This window comes from Bacillus amyloliquefaciens DSM 7 = ATCC 23350 (genome assembly GCF_000196735.1).
GTDB lineage: Bacteria > Bacillota > Bacilli > Bacillales > Bacillaceae > Bacillus > Bacillus amyloliquefaciens.
In genome coordinates, this window is the sequence record NC_014551.1 from 2518445 (window position 1) to 2541937 (window position 23493).

Annotated in this window: 16 protein-coding genes and 2 pseudogenes; 3 read left to right on the top strand and 15 right to left on the bottom strand. The window is 46.0% G+C overall.

Annotated elements, in window-relative coordinates:
- Nucleotides 1–182: 182 nt before the first annotated feature.
- Nucleotides 183–419: pseudogene (locus tag BAMF_RS41900) on the top strand (T7SS effector LXG polymorphic toxin); the annotation flags it as partial.
- A 61-nt stretch (nt 420–480) separates the two neighbouring features.
- Here the strand turns inward: BAMF_RS41900 and BAMF_RS42250 are convergent.
- From BAMF_RS42250 to BAMF_RS33050, 12 genes and pseudogenes are all read right to left on the bottom strand, one after another.
- Nucleotides 481–871, bottom strand: a pseudogene (locus BAMF_RS42250) (excalibur calcium-binding domain-containing protein); the annotation flags it as partial.
- 78 nt (nt 872–949) lie between these two features.
- Nucleotides 950–1681 (bottom strand): SDR family NAD(P)-dependent oxidoreductase, encoded by a 732-nt coding sequence (locus tag BAMF_RS33000; protein WP_013352954.1) that lies wholly within the window; start codon nt 1679–1681, stop codon nt 950–952.
- A 213-nt stretch (nt 1682–1894) separates the two neighbouring features.
- Entirely contained in the window at nt 1895–2257 is a 363-nt protein-coding gene (locus BAMF_RS40480; protein WP_157862699.1) for a hypothetical protein, read from the bottom strand.
- Between the two features lie 1234 nt (nt 2258–3491).
- Nucleotides 3492–4940 carry an MFS transporter gene (locus BAMF_RS33010; RefSeq protein WP_013352956.1) on the bottom strand — a complete coding sequence of 483 codons (1449 nt, stop codon included), beginning with the start codon at nt 4938–4940 and terminating at the stop codon, nt 3492–3494.
- Between the two features lie 183 nt (nt 4941–5123).
- Entirely contained in the window at nt 5124–5717 is a 594-nt protein-coding gene (locus tag BAMF_RS33015) for an anthranilate synthase component II (RefSeq protein ID WP_013352957.1), read from the bottom strand.
- Nucleotides 5714–7114 (bottom strand): anthranilate synthase component I family protein, encoded by a 1401-nt coding sequence (locus BAMF_RS33020; protein ID WP_013352958.1) that lies wholly within the window; start codon nt 7112–7114, stop codon nt 5714–5716. Before BAMF_RS33020 ends, BAMF_RS33015 begins: the two co-directional genes overlap by 4 nt.
- The gene (locus BAMF_RS33025; protein WP_013352959.1) at nt 7111–8433 is read right to left on the bottom strand and encodes a phenylacetate--CoA ligase family protein; all 1323 of its coding nucleotides are present in this window, start codon (nt 8431–8433) and stop codon (nt 7111–7113) included. The genes BAMF_RS33020 and BAMF_RS33025 overlap by 4 nt, the downstream gene beginning before the upstream one ends.
- Nucleotides 8430–13958, bottom strand: a complete 5529-nt coding sequence (locus tag BAMF_RS33030; RefSeq protein ID WP_013352960.1) for a non-ribosomal peptide synthetase — start codon at nt 13956–13958, stop codon at nt 8430–8432. Before BAMF_RS33030 ends, BAMF_RS33025 begins: the two co-directional genes overlap by 4 nt.
- Nucleotides 13959–14024: 66 nt before the next feature.
- A complete protein-coding gene (locus tag BAMF_RS33035; protein ID WP_198315876.1) occupies nt 14025–15218 on the bottom strand; it encodes a DNA glycosylase AlkZ-like family protein in 1194 nt (397 codons plus the stop codon).
- A gap of 274 nt (nt 15219–15492) precedes the next feature.
- The gene (locus BAMF_RS33040; RefSeq protein ID WP_309328539.1) at nt 15493–16965 is read right to left on the bottom strand and encodes a serine hydroxymethyltransferase; all 1473 of its coding nucleotides are present in this window, start codon (nt 16963–16965) and stop codon (nt 15493–15495) included.
- Nucleotides 16847–17839, bottom strand: a complete 993-nt coding sequence (locus BAMF_RS33045; protein ID WP_013352963.1) for an alpha/beta fold hydrolase — start codon at nt 17837–17839, stop codon at nt 16847–16849. Before BAMF_RS33045 ends, BAMF_RS33040 begins: the two co-directional genes overlap by 119 nt.
- Nucleotides 17840–17891: 52 nt before the next feature.
- Nucleotides 17892–18962: a hypothetical protein gene (locus BAMF_RS33050; protein ID WP_013352964.1), complete on the bottom strand. Its 1071-nt coding sequence runs from the start codon at nt 18960–18962 to the stop codon at nt 17892–17894.
- A gap of 548 nt (nt 18963–19510) precedes the next feature.
- Here BAMF_RS33050 and BAMF_RS33055 point away from each other — a divergent pair.
- Both BAMF_RS33055 and BAMF_RS33060 read left to right on the top strand, forming a co-directional pair.
- A complete protein-coding gene (locus tag BAMF_RS33055) occupies nt 19511–20473 on the top strand; it encodes a helix-turn-helix transcriptional regulator (RefSeq protein ID WP_013352965.1) in 963 nt (320 codons plus the stop codon).
- A gap of 75 nt (nt 20474–20548) precedes the next feature.
- The gene (locus BAMF_RS33060) at nt 20549–21181 is read left to right on the top strand and encodes a type 1 glutamine amidotransferase family protein (RefSeq protein WP_013352966.1); all 633 of its coding nucleotides are present in this window, start codon (nt 20549–20551) and stop codon (nt 21179–21181) included.
- Nucleotides 21182–21412: 231 nt separating this feature from the next.
- Here BAMF_RS33060 and BAMF_RS42255 read toward each other — a convergent pair whose 3' ends face one another.
- The 3 genes from BAMF_RS42255 to BAMF_RS33070 form a co-directional block, all read right to left on the bottom strand.
- On the bottom strand, nt 21413–21592 hold the full coding sequence (locus tag BAMF_RS42255) for a homing endonuclease associated repeat-containing protein (protein ID WP_220176626.1): 180 nt from the start codon (nt 21590–21592) through the stop codon (nt 21413–21415).
- On the bottom strand, nt 21523–21765 hold the full coding sequence (locus BAMF_RS42260; protein ID WP_220176627.1) for a homing endonuclease associated repeat-containing protein: 243 nt from the start codon (nt 21763–21765) through the stop codon (nt 21523–21525). The genes BAMF_RS42255 and BAMF_RS42260 overlap by 70 nt, the downstream gene beginning before the upstream one ends.
- A gap of 423 nt (nt 21766–22188) precedes the next feature.
- Entirely contained in the window at nt 22189–23460 is a 1272-nt protein-coding gene (locus BAMF_RS33070; protein WP_013352968.1) for a DUF1173 family protein, read from the bottom strand.
- Nucleotides 23461–23493: the final 33 nt, after the last annotated feature.

Genomic DNA, 23493 nt, shown 5'->3' on the forward strand with positions numbered 1-23493 from the left:
AAAGACGATGCGATATAATGCCGATATCTCCTCTCTTTAAATAAAGTGATGCTATGGACAGATTAAATCTTTGATGCACAGGGATTCAGACCGTGTGAAGTTTTGACTACCCAAGCATTTTTCAGTTCGTTTCTTCATTCTTCCATGGTAATATTTCGTTGAAGTTTATCGTATGATTGGTCATGAGTGTTTTCGAAGCAAACAGCCTGCTGGCCACAGCCAAGCAACGCGCGGGTGAATCCAAGAATCTCTGCGGCCAGATAGTCAATTAAGAGAACGTTTCACGGTATGGCTAACCTAGGTGATAATGACTTCTCTGGCCGAAGCGCCGACAACATCGAAGTTTTTTCCAGACTACGCCAGCGATAGACAGCTGGCTTGATCTGATTGATATGAAGATCGCATTTCTTATAAGCCTTTTCTGCACGACTGAGCTGAATACATCCAAATAAAAAAGAAGCCTCTGAGGCTTCAAAATTTTTAATTCTTTTCACACACAAAGTTGTCATGATCTGAATCCATTTTAGATGAATAAACAGGGTGAGTACTTGGTACATCATGCGGATATTTCTTTCTCAACTCTGTACAGTTTGCAAAGTAATCTGTTCCGTCAGTCAAAGAGGAAGCAGCTTGTATAGAGTTAGAAGAGCTACTTGATGCTGAATTATTTGAATATGAACTACTCGAGTTGGGATTTATGTATCTCTGATCGGTGTGTTGTTACTGATTTTTGAACCGGCTTAGATACAGTTACTGATTTTTTCAGTTTAGTTACACAACCATTAAACCCTTTTTCAGTCGCATATCCACTCATACTCCAAATCTTCAAGCCCTTGTCTTTAGCATCTTTCTTATACTTGTCTAAATACTTCATGCGGCACTATACACTACCCCCGCACAAATAGCCACACGATAGATGGCTCTCTATTTCTCCTCTATTGAGTCGTAACTAGCCAACGAACATCGCCCCGTTGACATCAAGTATTGCGCCACAAATGTAAGAGGCATGCTCGCTACACAAAAAACAGATCGTTTCAGCCTGCTCTTGCACAGTAGACGGGCGTCCAATCGGGATCCGCTCTAGGATCGATGCTCGCTTCTCCTCATTGTATTCCGCCCACATTGACTCCACTCGTTCAGTGAGCGTCAGTCCAGGGGCTACGGCGTTCACGGTGATCCCATAGGGGGCCAACTCAAACGCGCATTGTCGCGTAAAACCAATAACAGCTGCTTTGGCAGCGGTGAAGTCTGCTCCACCGAAGAAGGTGTAGGTTCTTCCAGCAACAGCCGTGATGTTGACCACTCGCCCCCAATCACGCTTTTTCATATCAGGAATTGCGGCACGCGTACAATTAAACACGCTTCGTAAATTCAATTCAAACGTTGTGTTCCAGTCGCTATCCTCTATCGTCTCGATTAATTTCGAATGTTGACTTCCACCCACTGCGTTCACCAGAATATCTATCCGCCCAAGTTCTTTGTTTACAGACTGGAATGCCTGATGAACTTGGTCACTGTTAGTGACATCAACCTCGCAACGCATCGAACCATCTTGCGAGCCAAGGCTGTCGATATTCTTGTCTAGTAACGCAACTTGACATCCACTTGTCACTAACTGTGCCGCAACGGCACGTCCGATCCCATGTGCTGCACCAGTAACAATTGCTACGCGCCCTTTCATTTGACCCCCTCCTTATTGGTAAAAAACTTTCAGATCTCAATTCTTTACGTTATTTGGGATATTCTATAGTTGGGAAAACTGGCTCGACCTAAAATTTGTTACAAAACCTCAGGCGATCTCAGTCTTTTATATTCTCCCGCTCCAAGCATGCAACGAGGTATGCCATTTGTAGAATGTCGAACAAGTATACTTCAAAGAGCAATAAGCAATACCCTAATTTGAATTGAGACTATTTAAGCCTTTGATCATATGTTCAATTACCTGCTCGACTTGCCCGTCGTACGCTTCCACGTCCATATCGATCCGTCCTGAAATATATTCAGAGTGCTCATCGAGAGTGATTTCGAAGCCTGCCCTACACGTACCGTTTGGTAGCAGACGGAGATACATCCATTCCGTTTTACCCAGAGAGATTTCGGTTCCATCACGTTGAGAGTTCCATGCGTTGAACAACTGGGGGAAAGGAAGGTCATAATCCACGTTCCGAGGTGAGGTACCTTCGGGATAGAGTGCAGTCGTCTCGATATTCTGGCGTTCAGCTGCTCTAATCACCGCGCGTTGCACTTGATTAAGCACCGCGACTAGCGGTTCCCCCAGCTCATGGTGGGTTGTGATCGGAACTGTGTTCGATAGGGGACCGACCACGGTGTGATCATCAGGATGCCGACGGTTTGCGAATGGGACTCCTAACAACGGTTTTGACTCCACTCACCGCACTTACCGCACGCTGGAAAGCTGCGAATAATAGTACGAATGGTGTAACACGGTAGGCTCTCGCGCAGGTTAAAACCATGCTACGTGGTATAGGAGAGTCGAACCGTACACTTTGTGTATGTCCTACAGTACCGCGCGGAGTGGCGCGAACTGCATCAATGCCGTATGGCCCTGGCACAGGGTAAACATTAACCCGAGTCCGTGAGTCTAATACTTGCTTTACTGTTTGAGTGACCTCCATCTGGGCATACTCCTCCCAGCTCCGTGACGATTTCAAGGACTTGCCAAGGTAGCGATTAGCAATTTCCTCGATTAGTAGGTCGATTGATGCCCCATCGCAAGTATAGGTCCAAAATCCAATCCACACGTGTAACCCATTATCATCCGAAACTGACGCTAGCCTAAGTCCTGGCTCACTAGATTGTCTTGCACGATGCGCAAGAAACGCCTCATTAGTAATACCAGTGTGCTTGGTGCGCATTTGCTCCCTGAGCACTTCACGCAGACTAGACTCTGTGGGGGCATAGCCGACAAGGATGTCACCTTCAATCTGGAAGTGGGCGGCTAGGATTGGATGCCGGGCCAACGTATCAGCTACAGCGTTGAGAGCTTTATCTGATTCGCAACTCGGTGAGAAGTCGAGGCGTAATGCTCCAGCATAGGCGCGGCCCGTTTTGTCAAGCATTGCTCCGACCCATTTTTCACGTAGCCCCGCCGTGCTAGGGACTGTTATGAGCTGGCGTCCTACAGGTGGGACTAGGTATTTCTGCTGCATCTGAATATCCTCCTCTCTCATTAAATATTTTCTTCGTTTTTCTCGCTTTTTCGTAGCCTTTCAGATCAACGCTATCAATCAAATCAAGTCAGACTATTCATCCACCAAAAAATAGCTTTCTTATTGCTGAAACTATCTGTATCGGGCGTTTTGCTACTACAGACTCGGCTGTTACAGATGTCCTCGCATTTCCTCAACTTTTCCATTAGAAGTTGGATCCTTTGCCTTTGACTCACAGATATAAGCCCAAAGGTCATCTTTGACGATGCATCTACTTTACGCCTCGATCAAAAGGCTGTACCTAGGGAAACCCCCTCTGCCCTATGATTCCCTTCCATCGGTTAAGCTCTCCTGGTTGTCTGGAGATGATGCTAGAGCACTCCCTCTAACCAAAATAAGAACTGCCCCGCAGATTATTGCCACAGCGGCTAGCACGAATGAAACAATGAATCCTTTTGGATTGATTATTGTAGATGCGCCAGTACCGTCCGTAATACTAATAGCAACGGCCGCAAGAAGGGTCACTCCCCCTACGTTAAACAGTTGCTGGATCGTTGACGTAATGCCTGAACCGGCTCCTGCATCCACCTCAGAGAGCCCGAAAGTTGCGAGATATTGAGAGACTGGTGAAACACAGCCAAAGCCGACAGACGTCACAATCATTGCTGGCATCATCCCAACCCAGTAGCTTTGTGTAGTTACTCCAACTGCAAACAGTAAGAAACCTAAGGCTGAGACTGTGAGACCAACAAGAGCAGCCGCCCTTGAACTCCACCGTTTTATAATAAACTGAAAAAGGAATAAGCCTGGGAAAAAGCCGAGGCAAAATGGCAGCCAAGCCATACCTGCTTGCATTGGGGTCATGCCAAGGGAATCTTGCAATAGTAGGACACCAAGGTAAAACAAAGCACCAGATGTACCGGCTAAGATTGCAACAATGGCATAACCAATGATCCGCGGCGAACGAGCCATTAGCCGGGCGGGTATAATGCCGTCACCAGACCGTTTGCAACGTTGAAGCACCCCGATGATGCCGAGCATACCCAAGAGAGACAATGTGACGCGGAGCCATAATAGCTGCTCAATGCCTGAACCAATGATGCCCAAAACTATCACAGAAACCGAAAATGCCAATACCAAAGCATTACCAATGTCCAACCGCGCGGTTGCCTGGTTGGATAACTTCGGGACCAACAGCACAACAGTCACATAGAGGATCAAGATGATTGGGATGTTGATCCCAAAGACCCAGCGCCACGACAGATATTCAGTTAGTACACCAGATAGCATAACCCCGACGATTGACCCGAATCCACCGAGAGCCGCCCAGATCGAAAATGCTTTGCCACGTTCAGGGCCTGAAGGGAACAATAAGGATACCATCGCTAAACCAGTTGCAGCAGTGAGAGCCTCACCCACCCCCTGACCAGCGCGTCCTACAATAAGCATGCTCGCGTTAGAGGATAAAGTTGCCACGAGTGAAAATACACCGAAAACTGCGATACCTATTTGGAAGGTACGTCGCAACCCAAAGGCATCACCGATTCGACCACCTAGCAGTAGCAGCGATCCGGCAGCTACGAGGTAAGCATTCACCACCCACGTTAAGGACGCAGCAGTGAATCCTAAATCCTGCTTTATATGCGGTAATGCCACATTAACCACAGTGGCGTCAAGCAATAGTATGAACTGGATGATCGAAATAACAGCAAGGGCCTTCCATCGCACCTCACTTATCACTTCAATTTCGTTTTTTGATGTCTGTATCATTTCTTTTAACTCCAATCTTTTTGGTAATTGCATCATTATATAATCTGAGGTGGATCCCATTGTTTAGACCTGATCCACCGCTATACTCAGTTAGAATAAGCCAACCCTAGGACTATACCTATGTTATTTCCAACAAGAAAGAACTAGAAAAGAATTATTGTCGGTATAATCTGGCCGAAGTAATCAGCTCGACATTAAGCTAGGGTAGTTAGCCAACGCCAGCGAGTTCCGTATCATTGTGATCCCGTGCTCCGTTCCGATACTCTCGGGGTGAAACTGCACACCTTCGATTGGTCTCGTACGATGACGCACCCCCATTACCACGCCATCTTCTTGAGAAAATGCGGATGTAACCAGTTCGTTTTCCGTACCGGGATCGGTGATAGCCAGTGAATGGTACCGGACTACAGTGACGGGCGATGGGACATGGCAAAAGATACCTTGTCCGTCGTGTTGCACCTGAGCTTTCTTGCCGTGCTCGATAGTAGGTGCATTTTTGAGCTTACAGCCAAAAAACTCCCCAATAGCTTGGTGGCCCAAACAGACGCCGAATATAGCTTGATGTTCACCTGCTGCACGAATTATTTCTGGGTATCCATGTTCCTGCGGTGTTCCTGGACCTGGCCCCAGGACTAGAAGTTGAGGCTTCCACCGCTGGTACTGACTTATTGGGTCATCATTCACACGTACCACCTTCGTGTGTGCGCCAACCTTTGCGTAATACTGTGCAATGACGAATACAAAGCTATCAAAGGCATCTACCAATAAAACTCTCATACGCTCCCTCCTATCGCTCTGGCAAACGACCGTATTTTCGCTCCCGCCTCGTCCCATTCAGCCGATGCCTTCGAGTCAGCCACAATACCCGCAGCAGCTCGCAATACGTAGCGACCAGAGTCACCGACGATTGTTCTGATGGTCAGGGCAAGCACACCACTGTTCTCTCCATTGATATACCCAGCGCAACCAGTGAACAACCCTCGTGCAGTATCTTCGAGCTCGGCGATAATCTCCATCGCACGGACTTTGGGTGCACCTGTCATTGTGCCCGCCGGAAAATTTGCTTCAATCAAGTCCCATATGTCGGAATCTGCACGGACCGGAGTCTCAACAGTCGAGACCAAGTGAAAAAGTGGACCGTATGCATCCATCTGCATAAACGAGGTTACATCCACACCTCCTGGGATAGCGCAACGTGCTAAATCATTGCGCGCCAGATCCACAAGCATCAGATGCTCGGCCGCCTCTTTGGGAATGTGGTCCAAGCGACTGCCCCGCTGATCTTCCTGCGCCATTGTTCCCGCGATGGGGCGAACTTGAGCACCACCATCACCACTACGGATCATGAGCTCTGGGCTGGAGGACACCACATGCCGGTCGCCAAGGTCCAAGTAATACATATACGGAGCCGGATTAATTGATGCGAGTCTTTCATAGAGGTCTAATGGGGGAATCCTCGCACTCGATATTGCGCACCGACACAACTGAACCTGATAGATGTCACCAGCACGAATATGTTCTTTGGCACGGTTCACCGCATCGCAGAAGGTGCTCCGCTCCGTTAAACCCTGAATAACTCCTAAATCCCATGGACCACGTGGAGCCAGATCTATTTCGGGATCGGTAAGAGTTGCGATTAAAATTTCGGTATCTGTGACCTCATCGTGTCTACACTTCAATACATCGACTTGGGCACCTCCTTCAGCACCGTTGTAGCGCACGACGTGTCTGTAGACGCGCAATACCACCTCCGGTTCTCCCTTTTCAATAGCTATCCGCGGTAGATGTTCAACAAAACGAGCTGCACTATACCCCAGAACCAACACGAGCGGGAAACCCTCCGGCAACGCAAGGATCTGTGTCACCTTTCTCATGCGCTCCCATAAGGGCTTAGTGTGATCATTAACTACCTCGCTACATTCGCTGGTTTTCATCTCAAAAGGACCACTGCCGAATACTTGCCAAGTGCCATCTACTAGTATGAGCTCAAACAGCAAATCAACCATGAACATTGTTTGTTTACCATCGACAGCTTGAAAACCAGTCCCCGTCTCAAATAAGGCCGATCGAGGGTATAAACTTAATACACGCCGCCGCACTTGTGCTACCGGCGCGGCTTCAGGAACCACACTTTGCTCGACGACCCATGAATCTTTCTGTTCTTGCGTATTCATAGTGTAGGCCTCCAATCTCGGATTCGGGCGTGTTTCCAGGAAATATAAGCTCCAGTCTCCGTCCGCGGATCCAAACAATCTTGCAACACCAACCTTACCGGGACACCAAAATGATCCGCTATCTCCTTTTGAATCTGATCAAAAGACTGATTCCCGACCTCAGCAACCATCGCTACTTCTAATTCGTCAGTGCCATTGTTCGAAATCCTGATATCGACCTGATATCCCCAAACCCTATCGGCTGCCCTTAAAACAGCCGATTCGATTGAAGCAGGAAACATCTGGCAGCCACCGATTGTCATAACGTCGTCGACCCGACCAAATATCCGTATACAGCGGGACGGATTTCCACACCCACAAACACTTGACGGGTATAGGCTTGCTAAATCCCCTGTACGAAATCGGATTAACGGCTTAGCACCAGGGACGAGCATGGTAAGGCACAACTCACCTACATCACCATCAAGCCCATTTATCGGTATAGTCTCAACAATATAGTTCGTTTCAGAAAGATGTAGATTTCCTTCTGAACAACCTGTAGCTACTGCATGTGTCTCTTGCGACCCATACAGACCATGAGTACAATTTGCACCCCAAATCCGAGATATGTTTGAAAGCATCTCAGGAGTGCATAACTCTCCTAACACAAGGATCTGACTCACCGGAGTCTTGCAGGGATCGATTCCAAGGCTCTTATAGAACCGAGCAAGGGCAAGGGCAACAGCAGGTGAGCATATTAATGACTTTACACCAAGACCCGTAATGAGATCAGCAGCTTTTTCAAGACCGACTCGAGGGCTCTCCGGCCATAACCGCACGAATGGAATACCTAGATTCCGACATACTTCACCATACGTATCCCCGAAGGCATATAACTCTGATGGCCCCATGATTGCAGTGAGAGCATGCATCGTACCGAATGTTGATTGGTATACTTCCTTAACAGCATTCTGAACGTATGCCCCGCTAGTCTCGACGTCAATTGAAGCTCGTGGGCACGGCGTTGATTTCCCCGTAGTCCCAGTCGTCTCATAATACGCAGCGATTTCATCCATCGGGACACAACAGACCTCCGTACCAGCAGAACGAAGGTCACTCTTGGTAGTGAAAGGTATTCCATCCAGAACCTTGAACTCACTTGTGAAACCCACTTGGGTACGCAGATGTTCACGGTAGAATGGTGATTGCACCTCAACGTACTCTAATATTTCTTGCCCGCGCAACTCAACCTTCTCGTGTAACCCTTGTAGTTTAGTTTGTCCATTCAGATATGCCTCTACATATTCCGGCCATTCTAGATACAATTGTTTTTTGTTCATAGCTTCATCCTTTCCGCAAGCTCATTGGCAAACTCACCAATCGTCTCAGTCAGCATGATGCTCTCAAGTGAAACTGTTATCGATAATTTGGACTCCAATTCGATTTTGAGATTCATAGCGGTCAGCGAGTCTCCACCTAATTGAATAAAATTGTCCTCTGGTAGTATTACTGGTTGGGCGAGTTGGACCGATATCACGCGTATGACCTCTCGTAGAATGGTTCTTCGATCCCCAGTATTTAACTCTTTTGTGTCGGTCTTTAATAATCTTTCACGCAATGCTCTTACATCCACCTTTCCGTTTTTTGATAGGGGTAGATTCGGTACTTTTTTAATAGTCTTTGGCACCATGTAGTTAGGTAAGCGATGTGTGAGCTCCTTGATTATTGCATCATCGAGATTGGATTCTCCGATATAAGCTAGCCCGATCTGCTTTGGCCTTCCATCTTGGCCAGGCAATGCAACGGCGCACGCTCTCGATACCCCGTCACAGGCTTCGGCCGCTCTCTCGATTTCACCAAGCTCGATCCTGATTCCTTTTATCTTGATCTGGTTGTCGACACGTCCGAGGATCTCTATCTCACCATTGGGAAGGTAACGGCCCAAGTCTCCTGTGCGGTACATCTGGCGTCCGGTCCGAGGGTGATAAACGAATACGCACTGCGTGAGTTCAGGCTTTCCAAGGTACCCACGTGCCAATGATATATCACTTTCTACCAGCATTTCGCCAGGCACCCAGTCAGGGCGGTCAATCCAGTTCTCGCTAACAATGTGATATTTGGAATTCCGCATCGGTGAGCCATAAATGACCGAACGACAGATACTACCTTCGTCTTCGTTGATTTCATGGATTACTGACCAGTTTGTAGTCTCAGTTGGGCCCCCACATGAGTACATCCGAGCAGACGGGAAAACAGACCTAGCTCGCGGTAGTAGGGACAGTGGGATCCAGTCACCAGCCATCACGATATTGGTTACAGACTCAATCGGGTGTACCGTAAGCGCTGTTTCAGCCACGGAGCATACTAGATCCATAACAGCGGGGACACATGCCCAAAATGTCACCCTACATTGGCGATGTAGTCTCAGCCAAGCTTCTGGAGTAGGGCCAGCTGCAGGTTCGGGTACCACAACGGAACCTCCATGCACTAAGGGGCCGAAAACATCGAAGACAGACATATCAAAGTGTAGTGCAGCTGTGGCGAGATGTCGGATAGACTTATCCAGACCGAAGCGTTCAACAACATCGAAAATATGGTTTACCACAGCGGCTTCCGGAATCTCAACGCCCTTCGGTTCGCCAGTTGAGCCTGATGTGAAAATTACATACGGTGAATAGTCTTCTGAGACAGGTTCAATAACAAAGTCAGTATTTTGTTGCATCCAACTACCGGGGCCAGCAGTCACATGTTCGATCTTGTGGACACCAACAGGCACCATAGTATCAGGTGATGCAATCACAATGCGTACTCCTGCCTGTGCGAGTATAGTACGCACCCGCTCTTGAGGTAGATCGATATCTATAGGAACGTAGCCAATCCCAGCCAACAGACAACCATAAACCGCCTCATATTGTGCGACCCCCTTAGGTAGCATGATCCCCACAAACCGATCACTTGAGTTACAAACCCGCTGGATCATCATTTTAACGTGCGTAGCTGCACGACCAATCTCATCCCAGGTGTATTCACCATGGATATCAATGACGGCTGGTTCGTTCGCACTATCTCTGAGGCGCTCTAGTAGCAAATCACGTAAGTGAACTTCGGGAACAGGTTCCTCCGTTGCATTGACCTCGTTTCGTACAGCTATCTGCGACGCTGGTCGAAGATCTAGCCAAGTACGTTTCCAAACTTCGGAATCATCCGTAAGCTGTTGCAGCAGATTACTGAACGCACCAAACATCGCCTCAATCACGTCAGGTCGAATGACTCCAGTTAGGTAGTCCCATTTGAAATACAGTGTGCCCTCTGACTCTCGAACCTGGACATCAAGCGTCACCTGTGGAGTTTGTGAAACCCCGAATACCTCCCGACCCAACAGGGAAACATCGTGTCGACCTGGATGTCCGAGAAGGCTTGTCAATACTACTGGCATCAGTGGTTCACGACCAGAGCGGCGGATTCGAGCCAACTCACGCAATACCTCTACCCCAGTAAAAAGTCGATGGTCAAGTGCCTCCCAAATCGCATCCTGTAACCGTCGGCCACGAGCTTCAAACGTATCTTCGACCTCAGTTTCGTAAGGGACAAGCAATGTATTCGTAAAATCCCCGACCACTAAATCAATGTCATCACTGACCGGCATCCGGTCTGAGACCGGAAAATTCAATGTAAACCAATCTTCTTCGCTCCAGCAACGTAACACTTCACACAAAACTAAAGCCACAACCCCAGAGGGCGATATCCTTCTCTCTTGGGCTTGAGCTTTGAGCCGAGCCCAAGACTCTTGTTCAAGCTTGCCTTCATGTCTTTCGAACCTTACAGGCGCTGTAGTCTCCCCTGGTTCGAGCTGCGGCAACTTTGGAGCAGCTGGCAACTCCTTGATTTTTTCTAACCAATACTCGCGGTGCGCAAGGTATTGTGCACTCTGCCTTAGCTTGTTCCGATACGCGACATAATCGTGGAATGTGGTCTGGAGCTGCGGCAGTTGTGACTTTTCATTAATATAAAAGTCAATCAAATCAGGAATGATTACTTGGAAGATCGACCATGCATCGGCGATCAGCATGTCAATGCACAAATGAATCCTGCTTAAATGCGTGCTAATCCGGCTCACGACAAATCGGAATAGGGGCCACTGCGTTGTCCCGATTTCGTCGTTTGCCATACGTCGACGCAACTGGTTAATCTCGTTGCTAATCTCGACCGGTGAAAGCTCTCTTAGATCTATATACTCAACGGCCTGCCTTCCATCGACTGTATTGATTCTTTGGCGACCAGCATCATCAATTGTCATCCTAAGCATTGGATGGCGGTCTACCAACAAGCCGACCGCGCGCACAAACCGATCATGATCTAAATTCTCCACTTCCCACTCAAAGTATCCTTGACACCCGACACCGCCGTAGTTGAAGTCAGAGCCGCGACCAATCCATAAAGCCTGTTGGCTTTCATTTAGCTCGAAGGGCTCTAATTGTTGATCAGTTGGCAGGTGCTCAAATGCTGGCAAATCGACATTGAGAGAAGCATTAGCCAAGCATATAAGGTTTGATAATACCGGGTTCTCAAGAAAAGGACTCATCTCAATGTGGATACCATACTTGCAAGATAATTCACCCATCATGCGCATAGCCCGCAAAGAGTCTCCACCAGAGTGAAAGAAATTAGACTCAAGAGTTGCCTCATCACATCGAGTCCACTTCAACCAGCAGTCGTGCAAAGCTATCTCGGTTTTCGTAGTCGGGAAAAAGACTGTGTGCGTTGTATCTCGCTCGAACTGATAGTCGCGTAACGCGGTATAGTCTACCTTACCGTTGCGTCCTAGCGGCAACACTATCGTATTGATTTGGCTCGGTTGAGCAGCGGGAGGCAATTGTTCCCTAAGATACTTACGTACCGCACCCTTAACATTCTTAGCATTGGAAGACTGCTCAAGGAAAAGTACCAGTATTTCCCCAGCATCATCGGTGAAGCAAACGGCAGCGGCTTTTGTCACACCTAGAACTTTAAGCGCAGTAATCTCTACTTCAGCTAAGTCAACCCGATGCCCACGAATTTTCACAAGTGCGTCAGATCTGCCAAAAATCTCGACGGTTCCATCCAAACCTATCCGTGCTCGGTCACCGGAAATGTATTGCAGCGGTGAAGTTTCGTCGAATGTGTTCGGACGGAAAGATCTTTTAGTCTCATTGCAATCTATGTAACCCGTCGAAAGCGTTTCACCAGTGATGATTAGTTCCCCGACGCAGCAAGCTGGTAACTCCTGGCCGGCACTATCAACCACGTACATGTTTGCACCAGGCACCGCCCGTCCTACTGTGGGCAACAATGTGCGACGAGGACCAGATAAATCCTCTACTGAGACAACAGCCGCTTCCGCAGAGCCATAGACGTTGAAAACTCGGTAATTCAGATCAGCAGGCGGCCACTGCTTGCACCGCTCACCAGCAATTAACATAGTGTCCAAACCAGTTTGCCATCCATCAGCCCAAAGCGTTTCAGCGATTGATGTCATAACCAATGTGTGCGTAACATTGTTCTTGATGAACCAGTTTGTCAGCATTCGTACATCTTGCAAGACATCAGATGAGGGGATGCAGACCGTTCCGCCTGAACATAGCACCGGTAGCGGATCTACTTCGATCATCCCGTATCCTGGGGACGACAGCCATGAACCTCGAGTGTTTCCCCCTAGCTTGGCAGCGTCGATGATAGCGTCAATTGTAGAGGCCATCCCACGGTAGGATAGACAGGCTGCCTTGGGTCGCCCGGTAGTTCCGGAGGTTCCAGCGATGAAGCACACTTCATTTTTAGTTTCGACCCACTCGCCACCTCCCCACTTGACTAGCGGATTCAGAATTAGCCTATTGTCTAAGTCCAGCACGGGGTATGCACCTAGACAACGTGCCCTGTCTGTCAAGGTGCCTGCAGTAATTACGGCGTCAGGTTTGGATTCGTCTAGTAAAGCTCGTATCCGATCATCGGGATGCGTGGAGTCAATCAGCACGCAGGTACCGCCCATACGTTGGACAGCGATGATAGAGACTAAGTATCTCCAACCTCGTTCCATGAAGAGCGCGAGTCTGAAATGTGACTGATTTGTGGTTACTTGTTCGCTCACCTGCTGAACTATTGCCTCAGATGCATCCCAAAGTTCGGCATAGGTCAAGGTTTGGCCACTCGTGTTATCCACGATCGCTAGGTCCATTGGCTTCGTCTGCTTGTGTATGAAGATGCGTTCGACCAGCGACTTACGCTGACGCTGTTCATGTGTAGTGTGGGTAGGTAAGGCATCAAGCGCGGGAATTGCCTTTGGATCCAAGGCCCTGGCACACGCAAAGGCCGTGATTTTGCATAGATGCATAAACATGGCCTTCTCAATTCGGTCTTCCCGCACTGACAGAACACACCGACCATCTTGAACTAATAACCATACCAGTGACTCCGCAATTGGGTAGCTCTGCCCATCAGTCACCTCAATGTCCATAGGAACTGACACATTATGTCTTGGTAGTTCTGCGGTCTGGCGCAGATCAAAGATGTAAGTGCGAGCGTCATCAGCATCGAGCAGTTTGGTCGCATCGACCTCAAGGCAAGTTGCTGATCCATTGGCGTGTATCCCAACGGTTACCCGACCTTCGGGACTGACCAGCGAGCCCAGTATCGAGGCGACCACAATAAGATCGTCAATCGATGCAGTAAGCCCATCAGGTAAAAAAATCTCCTCTTCCAATCGCTCAGCCATTGTTGACTGGCCGGATGCATAGCGTTCGAATGCGTCCCATATCGACCGATTAATACTTGGAATCTCCTTCATCAATCCACTTTCCAATTGCTGTGTGTTCAGTTTGGAATTTTCCGACATCCGAATGATCACTCCCTAATATAAATTGCAGCGTGTTTCGTTTAAAATTTTCCAACATCCGAATGATTACTCCCCAGTTGTAGGCTCTTCCCCATTCGTTTCGTGGTCATAAATGGCTCCGATTTGGTTTGCCCAGGTCAAGACCGATTCTTGAAGATCTTTTCGTTCCTTACCTACAAAAGATGAGAGATCGAGCGAGATTAAGCGCTTGGAGCCACTTCTCATGATGCGCCAGGTAGTCACCGCCCGGCTACCGATTAACACGACAGGACGCCCATTTCCTGCAGCGTCGTACCCACCAATCTGGTTAAGCCCTAGGCAGTCGCGCTGTCTCGAGCCGGGCGCGTACCCCATCAAAAGCGGATCCCAAGCAGGCAAAAACCGTACGCCTGTAGCTGAGTGCTGACCTGCGTGCAATACGAACTCTTCAAACTTATCCTTTTGATTGGCACTCAGCCAAATTCCTGATCCAATCTCGTATGCTCCGGCCCTTTCCAAGAGCAAGCGCGCTGTCTTCTTTGAAATGGCCATCCACCAAGCAAGGTCATCGACTGATACCGGCCCATAATTTTGAATATAACGGCGAGCGATGTCCAACTGTAGGCGTTCACGGTCAATTGGTGTATCATCGCTTTGAAGCAGACCGTTAGGCGCGGCGGTATACAACCACCGATTGGACCAAGGATTCGACGAGGGAATCCGAATTAATGCTCCATCATATGTCGCTACAGTGGTGCACGCGCGGGTCTGGGGGCCACTCAATCCCAAGGCATCCCCAATATCTTTTAGCCGGACAGGAGAGCCTGTAGTGAGCTCGGTAAGGCTTGGTAGTATTCGCCGATAGTCGGCCAATGTGAGCTTGACATCGCGTAACCGCCACTCGTGGTCGGCAAGAGATAGACGGGTAACACCAAAAACCGTAGCCGCCAGAGACTGGGGAAGTAAGAATTTTGAACGTCGCATTCCTGGTATTCGCACCAAAGCTGGATCAGTTTCCATGGAGAGAACTTCGGTTCGATCAATACTTCGATTGCGGGCTAGGACGGCTAGCCAGCTAGTAGGCCGAGTTGAATAAACTCCGATATATGCCTCCGCGATTTCAGCCAGAGTTGAGTCTTCGAAACGCTCAAAATGTTCTGACACAATCCATTCGGCTAGGAGCTCGTTAGGCAGCTCATCCCAGTACGTTTTGCCGCTCACCATTTTCTCACCTTGGTGTTGAGACAGAACCTGGCAGTTATTTTTGATACTTCCATGCATTAACCTCCTAACAATAGTTTTCACTGACTTTAACGCAATCCTCGTTTTGAGTGGAATCAATCTGTAGGACTGCAACCTAGACAGTCCCGATTGGGAAAAGGGCGCTTAACATACCGCCCTATCAGCCCAAAACGGGCTAGTTCGCACCTACTTCCTTCAAAATCGGTCGAGCACCACGATTTGGGATCAGAACGATGAGCATGCATAAAAACTTGTTTATATTCAGTTCGTTTAATTAGCAGCTTACGTTCAAATTTCCTTACTCCTGAACGCATCACTCCGTATAATCTATAAGCGGATAAATTGAGCACAACGCTTCAATCTCTGAACGAAACTGCTCCCTCAAAGTTGGATCCAATTCGTACTCCTTATCGCCAAGCGGTGTCACTTTGTCTAAGATCCGGCAAACTAAATCAACAATTTGACGGCACCCCTGTTCGTCGACGCGACGTTGCGCCAGGGAACCGGTACCAATGCGCAATCCACTAGTGACGAATGACGACCGGGTCTCTCTTGGAACACGATTTTTATTCACTATAATCGAGCACTGTTCTAGCGCCGACTCAGCGATGGCACCAGTAATGGCACCATGCAAACGAATCAGAATTGTGTGGTTCTCAGTACGTCCTCCTATAACATCATAGCCTTTTTCCTGAAACGCACTTGCTATGGCATTAGCTGTGGTCCGAATTCGCTCTATGTATGCGTCAAACTCCTGTGACATTGCATAGCCGAACGCAGCAGCCTTCGCAGCTATTATGTTGACGGCTGGCGCTCCCTGCATCCAGGGAAATACTGACTGTTGCAAAGCACGGCTGAAGGTTGTCTCCCTGCCAGGAACCTTTTCTTTAGCATCACGTCCGGACATAATCAGACCACCACGTGGTCCTGCGAGTTGCTTATGCGTACACGTTGTAGTTACGTGTGCAGCGTTAATCGGGCTTGGGTGTCGTTTAGTCGCAACAAGTCCGGCGATATGCGAAATGTCAGCGAGCAAGATCGCCCCTATCTCATCGGCAATCTCACGGAACCTCTCGAAATCCACGACCCGCGAATAGGCAGTCGCACCACAGATGATCATGCGCGGGCGATGATCGTGGGCCAGTCTACGCACCTCGTCATAATCAATGACGCCTTCAGGAGTCGTGCCGTATCCAATCGCCCGGTAATACGTGCCTGAAAATGTGACTGGGCTGCCGTGAGTGAGGTGCCCACCGTGATCGAGATTCATTCCGAGCAGAGTATCCCCGGGCTGAAGTAGTGCCGAAAGCACTTGGTAGTTCGCACTCGACGCTGAATGTGGCTGGACGCCTGCGTACTGGGCACCGAACAGTTCACGAGCTCTTTGGATTGCCAGAGACTCGACCAAATCAACGTTCTCACATCCTGCGTGGTACCGTCTACCAGGAGTTCCCTCTGCCGTAACGTTGACCAAGGCAGAAGCTGACGCTGCCAAGGCTCGGGGCGTGACTGCACAGCAGGAGGCGACCAGTGACAGTGTTCGATGCTGACGCCTTACTTCGGCATCCAAGATGCTCTCCAGTTCGGGGTCTTGTATCCCTAGGTCTGTCAAGCCTCGCTGTAGCAGGTGAGCTTGGCTCCCAAGCAGTTTATTTTTAATCGTCATCTCATTTCCCTCCATTCCTGTTATCCGCTGCGAACGACAGAACGATATCAGCGACCTCTTGCGCATGGGTACGTATGAAATAGTGTCCCCCACCAGATAAAATTGCTGACTTAGTGACATCGATAAAACTTCGCCATTTATTCACTACGTCATTGGGCTGAGGTGTAGCCGGGTCTTCGTCACCTAACAACACCAGTGCTGGCATTCCACGTGCTTGAAGGTGTGTCAGCGTTCGATATGCCTCGGTTGCTATCAGGTGGTCCCTCCTGCCTCTGGCTAACATCCCATCGACCTCCTCGTCGGTTAGCCCGGTGAACGCCCCCAAAGACCGTAGATATTGGCCCCATTCATAATCTGAGGTCGTCTCGGCTTCACGCAATGCAGCGTCTGGGTTATCTATTGGCTGCGATGCCGCGACCACTAAGGTGAGGGAACTGACTGTGGGTGCTATAGCCGAGGCGATACAGGCCGCTGTTGCTGCTCCAGCGCAATGCCCATAAATAATGAGTTGGTCTGCATCGATTTTTTCAATCTCGGTTATGAGTTTGTTAATCAATTCAGAAAAGTCCGACGTTTCTTTTACTTCTAAATCACCGAAGTCTACCCCGAAGACACGCACGTCCTGATTTCCGCGAAATATATCTCGGTATGCGGTCGGATCGCCACCACCGAACGGGACGGCAACCACTGCAATCGACCCATCGGCTGTAGACTCGTCGTGTAGCGGGACGAGTCGCACATCACGCCTAATAGAATTATGTAGGATGTACCTAGCTAGTTCCTCTGCGGTTGGGTGCTCAAAGATGGCAACAATCTGCAAATTGCCACCCAGACGCGACATCACGCGGACAGCATCGAAAGAATCGCCACCAAGCTTGAAAAAGTTATCACCTGGGCTTACGTATTCGATACCAAGAACTTCACTGAACGTCGCAGTGATTCGCTCTACTTCCCCCGCAAAAGTTTTCTCATCTAATTCAACTCTGTCTGTCATCTCATTCTCCTTTGTAATAAAATTTGTAATAAATAATCATTGAACCAAAATGTTATTTATTCTTTTCCTTCTTATCCGAGAGGATATCAGCAAGCTCATTGAGTAAGTCGTTAGCAGCAATCTTGCTGCAAAATTGGCCCTCGAACTCGAGTCGGAACTCCGAGGCACTTATTCTCCTAATATCCATACCCACAGGGAATGTCGCGCTTATCACTTGCGACGCAGGGATTCCCCGCGGGGCTGCACCATTGATAAACAGTTCGGACGCTCGGCAGCACTCTAGTGCCTCACGGGCGTCTGAGTTGTGCCGTGCACGGGCCTCCAGGCTTGTCCGAAACTGAGTCGGGGCATTTTGGATCTGCTCGATAGGCATTGCAATGAGGCCGGTCATCATACCGATAGCCCCTGACTCGTGAGGTAAACGCCAACACCGGGACAAGCATACCGTATCGCCCTCCGACACCACGTTTGTGCCGCATAGCAACGCTAGGACTTCGGTGATAGGTAGTTTATCAGCATTCTCAATCCGTACGACTCTGCTCAGGGATACCCGTTTTGCTTGCGCGCTCCACGCAAGCCGCCCAGATTCCGACAGTCTCACGGGCTTCATCGGTTTTCTGCGTAACTCCTTTGACGCAACATCTTCCTTTGCTATCGCGAGCTGACGTTCCACATAACTGTAGTAGGCTTGCCGCCCTTGATTAATGTCGTGCAGCGCTAAGTCTAGCATTCCTACATGCGCCAACTGAACTAAACTGCTAACAACATTGAGGGTCTGCTCATCTGCAAGAGCATGGTGGATTGACAGATAGAAGCGTTGGTTACTACCTGTCCTCACGTTGCAAACTGCGAATAGAGCAGCGCCGGACCTAACTGCTAACTGTACTAGACGGAGGGCTTCGTAGTCCGTTGCACCCCGAGCCTCAATTATCTCAATATATTGGCCAAGCTGCTCACTCCACCCGGCAATCACAAGCTCTCGCAAGAATTCCCGATTGAAGGCTATCCCCTCCTTCAGGTTTATGACGGTGGAGACCTCTGGTGCAATGCCCGTACAATACGTTTGAGCTACCACTGCTTTCGCTTCGGCACTTAGCGGTACATTGGCTAATGCATGTATCACGATTCCTTGTCCTCCTAAAGTTCTTTTTGGGATAATCGCTTTAGTTTAAAGAGGCATATAGTATTAACACGGTGACTTAATATTCAAGTTTTGTATGATGAATATTATTGACCCCCCCAATTTATTGCATTTTAGGACCAATCCATGCATATTTTATCAAAAATCGCCAATCCTCTTTCGTTATTAAAGCACCACTTATTTACATGGTAATCAACTGTTTTTTTGAAAAGTTACCAATCTTTATAATATTTAGGGATTTAAAATATAATTATTATCATTAAATCAAAAATAATCCAATCCTCCTTGTTTTTTTCTTGTCCGAACACGTTAAAATAAGGAGTATGTTTAATGAATTATATAGACTCATTTCAATAGAATAGGGAAAACACAATCGTACAATTCAAGAATATATAAAATTGGTTGTGGCATTGGGAAAATGGGTAGTCGAAAGACTGGTAAAAACTTCGATATGGGTTTCTTACATCTAGGAACCTACATGAATGGGTATCTTTTATAAAAACAAAAATTCCATATAGAGGTGAATTTGTATGCCTAAAATTGATAATATGCTGGCAATTCTATGGATGCTTAGTTCAAGTGAAAAAATTACCGCAAAACAAATTTCAGAAAAGTTAGAGATAAGTATAAGGACTGTGTATCGTTATATTGATACACTTTCAACAAGTGGTGTACCTATAATTTCAGACACAGGACATAACGGTGGATACACTCTATTGAACAATTTTATTGAAGCTCCTCTTATTTTTGATTTAGAGGAGCAAATCTCACTATTTCACGCTGCTGTTTTTGCAGAAGAAGCCGGATATTATGGAGGTGAAGCACTAAATAGGGCTATTTCAAAGCTCAGCAAATATTCAAATCAAGAGCAGGAAACAAAGATAAACCAACATTTAACCAGTCTTGAAGTAATAAGACGATTAAGTTCCCTCTCAATGGAACCTTTATTAAAGGAGTTGGAGCAGGCCGTAACTGATAGATACTCTGTAAAAATTCTATACAATAAAAGTGGTGGAGAGCAATCAAAGGATAGATTGGTTGATCCGTACAGAATTCTTTATTGGAATAATAAGTGGTATGTGATTGGATTTTGTCATCTTAGGAATGATATTCGTAGTTTTAGAGTAGATCGAATTGAAAGTCTAATGCTAACCGAAAATAAGTTTAACCAGCCAGAAAATTTTTCAGCACGTGACTTTTTTATGAAAAACCTCCTTCCAACTATAGAAGATAAGGAAGGGATTATCCCTTTGGTTATTAATGGGGATGCAAGGGCGTTGGGTGATATTTGTAAACATTGGTTTTTAGGACATTATTTACAAGAACGGACTTCAAATCAAGCAGTATTTCTTCTCGAAAAAAATATGATACATACATATGTACCTTATTTACTTTTACCGTATGGTAAATCTATTCAAGTTATTAAGCCAATAAGTCTTAAGAAAAGATTTATTGAAGTTCTGTCTGAATTAATAAAATTTCATCAAGCATGATAACTTCCCTGACGTTATCTGTCAGGGAAGTTATATTATAATACTCTATATTAATTGTGATTGGAGTGTTATTGGATGCAAACAAAAACAGTTTATCTTTATGTATTCAATACAATGTCAGATTGGGAATATGGATATTTAATTGCTGAACTAAACTCGGGAAGATATTTCAAAAAAGATTTAGCACCATTTAAAGTAGTTACAGTAGGAGCTAGTAAAGAAATGATTACAACGATGGGAGGACTGAACATAAAACCAGATATTTCTCTTGATGAATGTACTCTTGAGAGTAAATATCTTTTAATTTTACCTGGAGGGACTACCTGGAGAGAAGAAATTCATCAACCTATCTTGAAAAAAGTTGGCGAAGCTTTAAAGCTTGGCACTATTGTTGCTGCAATTTGTGGTGCAACTGAGGGCCTCGCAAATATTGAATACCTAGATTCTAGAAAGCATACAAGCAATAACTTAGAGTATATTAAAATGGTCTGTCCTAATTATAAAGGAGAAAAATTTCATGAGATGGGACCTGCGGTATCTGATGAGAATTTGATTACTGCATCAGGAGTAGCTCCTCTGGAATTTGCGATGGAAGTACTGAAAAAATTAGATGTATTTGCACCAGAGACATTACATTCATGGTATAACCTAAATAAAACTCATAAATCTGAATACTTCTCCAAGTTAATGAATTCAATAAATAAATGAGCTAAAAAAGTCAACTTAGCAGCTTTATATTAGTTTAAATAATTAACATGCTTTAGACGATGTCAAAGCATGTTTTTTGTAATGTTTATGGAACGTGCGGTCCATTAAATGCATTTTGAAAAAAGACCACCAGTGTCCTGGTAAGAATTTTTCGTCTATAGAATTCGAACGTTTCCGTGAAACATGAGATTAATAATAAAACCTCGCTGACTGCCCTATTGTCAGTGAGGTTTATTTGTATAATTCTTTGTTACTCTTAGTTTTGTCTTTTTTGGGACCTTCATAGACTTCCAATCCTGCCGCTTGTAAAGCTTGGTTCCAGCTGCCAAATCGAAATTGCATTAATGCTGGTTGTTGAACCTCTTTGTATCTTGGAGGGCGTCCATATTTTTTAGCATTTTTTCCTGCAATATCTCAAGTAACTCGTCATTCTCATATTTTGTTTTTTTAGGCTTATTGATTGGAATGCCGGCTTTTCTTAGAGCATTTTCCCAACTTCCAAATCGTATTCGAATAGTAACACGTTGCGGTACCTCTGATGCTAAGGGTGTTCTCCCAAGCTTTTCATATAAATCTCTGAGTATTCTTAATAACTCTTCATCTTTGTATCGACGACGACTAAATGCAACCTCTCCCTCACGACATCGATCTTAATGTTTGGACTGTCTGTTTCACTCATAAATGAATAGTCTACATCGGCGGCCGCAGTATAGTTGATGCTATATATTTTTTGAGAATGAGGTGGTACTGACAGTTTTTTCGGTTTAAATCCTGGTCCATCATCGTTGTTATTAGGATAAATAAAGATGAGCTCTGTATTTTTCCCGTAATTGTTTACTTTTACTGAACAATCCATGTTCAGCTGATCATCCATTGTTTCGTAATTGCAGGAACTTTTGTTTTTTATATATTCAACAGCTTCTGAGCCGGTCGCATTCCGTTTGATAAGAAACATCGATTGCTCAGTACTTCAGCAGGTCTTATCAAAAGCCCCGCCCCCTTTCCTTTTATGTAGATCGACGCAAGGCTCCTTCTGTTAGTGTAGTTGAATGCTTCTCAGGCAAATTCGGGATTTTCTTATTCCTAAAAGCATCCCAGTACCAAAAATTATAATTCTCTAATTTAGAAAAGTGTTTTATTTTTTCATCTCTTCTCGCATGATAATCTTCATCTGAAAGACTCCGGCCGAAAACTTCTATAATTGTTTTTGGTGAAGTATCCAACAATATAGCGTCTGGTTTCATTCCATTCCATTCGGGGTAATTTTTTGTTGAGTATGGTTTTTGGAAAAAACGCTTCTCTTGGCATAACAAGTCGTAAAACTTGATTTCATAAGAACTTTCAGACCATAATCCATGTGAATTGGACGGCACAATAGCTATGTCTATAAATTCTGGAGGGGTGTTTCCTCCTGTATTTTTTACCCATCCTCCAACCCAACAGTGTTGATTCAAATTTTGATTTTCAACAACGATATCCCATCTTTCCTTTGAACAAACAAACTTTTTAATTTCTTTATCTTCGATTGAATCCAAATGAACTAAATAACCATCGAAGCCATCTTCTATTTCTTCGTGGTCGATATATGAAAGGATAACAAACATACAATTTTTATGATCTCTTTCTATGTAATAACTTCTATTTAAACTCCCCATTCGATACAACACATTATGTAGAGATAACCCTCTACCAATTTTTATTTTCTTTGATTTAGAAACCAACGCCTTATAAAAATCTATTTTTGTAGGAAACGGTATATCCTGTTCAAACCTGTATTTGTTTACACCATTCCATGTCTCGGTGATCCAGTGTGTCAAAAAACCAAACATTCCAATTTTATCTTGAATCATTTTCTTTTCTGACTTTCTTCGATTATTTCCACTTTTCCGATTCCTTTTTTGTTTATTCAAGACGAAATCAGTGTTTTTAAATTTTACGCTTAATTCACCTTCTTTTGTAATCCAATTTTGATTGTACAATGATGAATAACTATCCCCATAAAAGTTACAATATGGTGTATGCTTTTCTTTGTCGCCTGGGAAGGTAGAGAAATAATAAAGTTCTTTACCACTGTATCCTTTTCTGTGGTTAATTTGCATTCTAACCTGTTCTAAATGATTACATTTGCATTCTAACGAGACTTTGTTTTGATTATACAATTGATATAATTCTGATAAAAATGCTTTCCTCTTTTCTTCACTGAATTCCTCTAGAACTGTTTCGTAAGAATAAGTCTTAGATTTCCCAGTAAAATATTTTACTTTAAGAAAATAATCCATTCATTCTCCCACCTATATTATACAGATCGCTAT

Bases quoted from the DNA above. Each gene is read 5' to 3' on its own strand.
- BAMF_RS33000 (WP_013352954.1), bottom strand. From the start codon at position 1,681: ATGAAAGGGCGCGTAGCAATTGTTACTGGTGCAGCACATGGGATCGGA.
- BAMF_RS33010 (WP_013352956.1), bottom strand. From the start codon at position 4,940: ATGATACAGACATCAAAAAACGAAATTGAAGTGATAAGTGAGGTGCGA.
- BAMF_RS33015 (WP_013352957.1), bottom strand. From the start codon at position 5,717: ATGAGAGTTTTATTGGTAGATGCCTTTGATAGCTTTGTATTCGTCATT.
- BAMF_RS33020 (WP_013352958.1), bottom strand. From the start codon at position 7,114: ATGAATACGCAAGAACAGAAAGATTCATGGGTCGTCGAGCAAAGTGTG.
- BAMF_RS33025 (WP_013352959.1), bottom strand. From the start codon at position 8,433: ATGAACAAAAAACAATTGTATCTAGAATGGCCGGAATATGTAGAGGCA.
- BAMF_RS33030 (WP_013352960.1), bottom strand. From the start codon at position 13,958: ATGTCGGAAAATTCCAAACTGAACACACAGCAATTGGAAAGTGGATTG.
- BAMF_RS33035 (WP_198315876.1), bottom strand. From the start codon at position 15,218: ATGCATGGAAGTATCAAAAATAACTGCCAGGTTCTGTCTCAACACCAA.
- BAMF_RS33040 (WP_309328539.1), bottom strand. From the start codon at position 16,965: ATGTCACTAAGTCAGCAATTTTATCTGGTGGGGGACACTATTTCATAC.
- BAMF_RS33045 (WP_013352963.1), bottom strand. From the start codon at position 17,839: ATGACAGACAGAGTTGAATTAGATGAGAAAACTTTTGCGGGGGAAGTA.
- BAMF_RS33055 (WP_013352965.1), top strand. From the start codon at position 19,511: ATGCCTAAAATTGATAATATGCTGGCAATTCTATGGATGCTTAGTTCA.
- BAMF_RS33060 (WP_013352966.1), top strand. From the start codon at position 20,549: ATGCAAACAAAAACAGTTTATCTTTATGTATTCAATACAATGTCAGAT.
- BAMF_RS33070 (WP_013352968.1), bottom strand. From the start codon at position 23,460: ATGGATTATTTTCTTAAAGTAAAATATTTTACTGGGAAATCTAAGACT.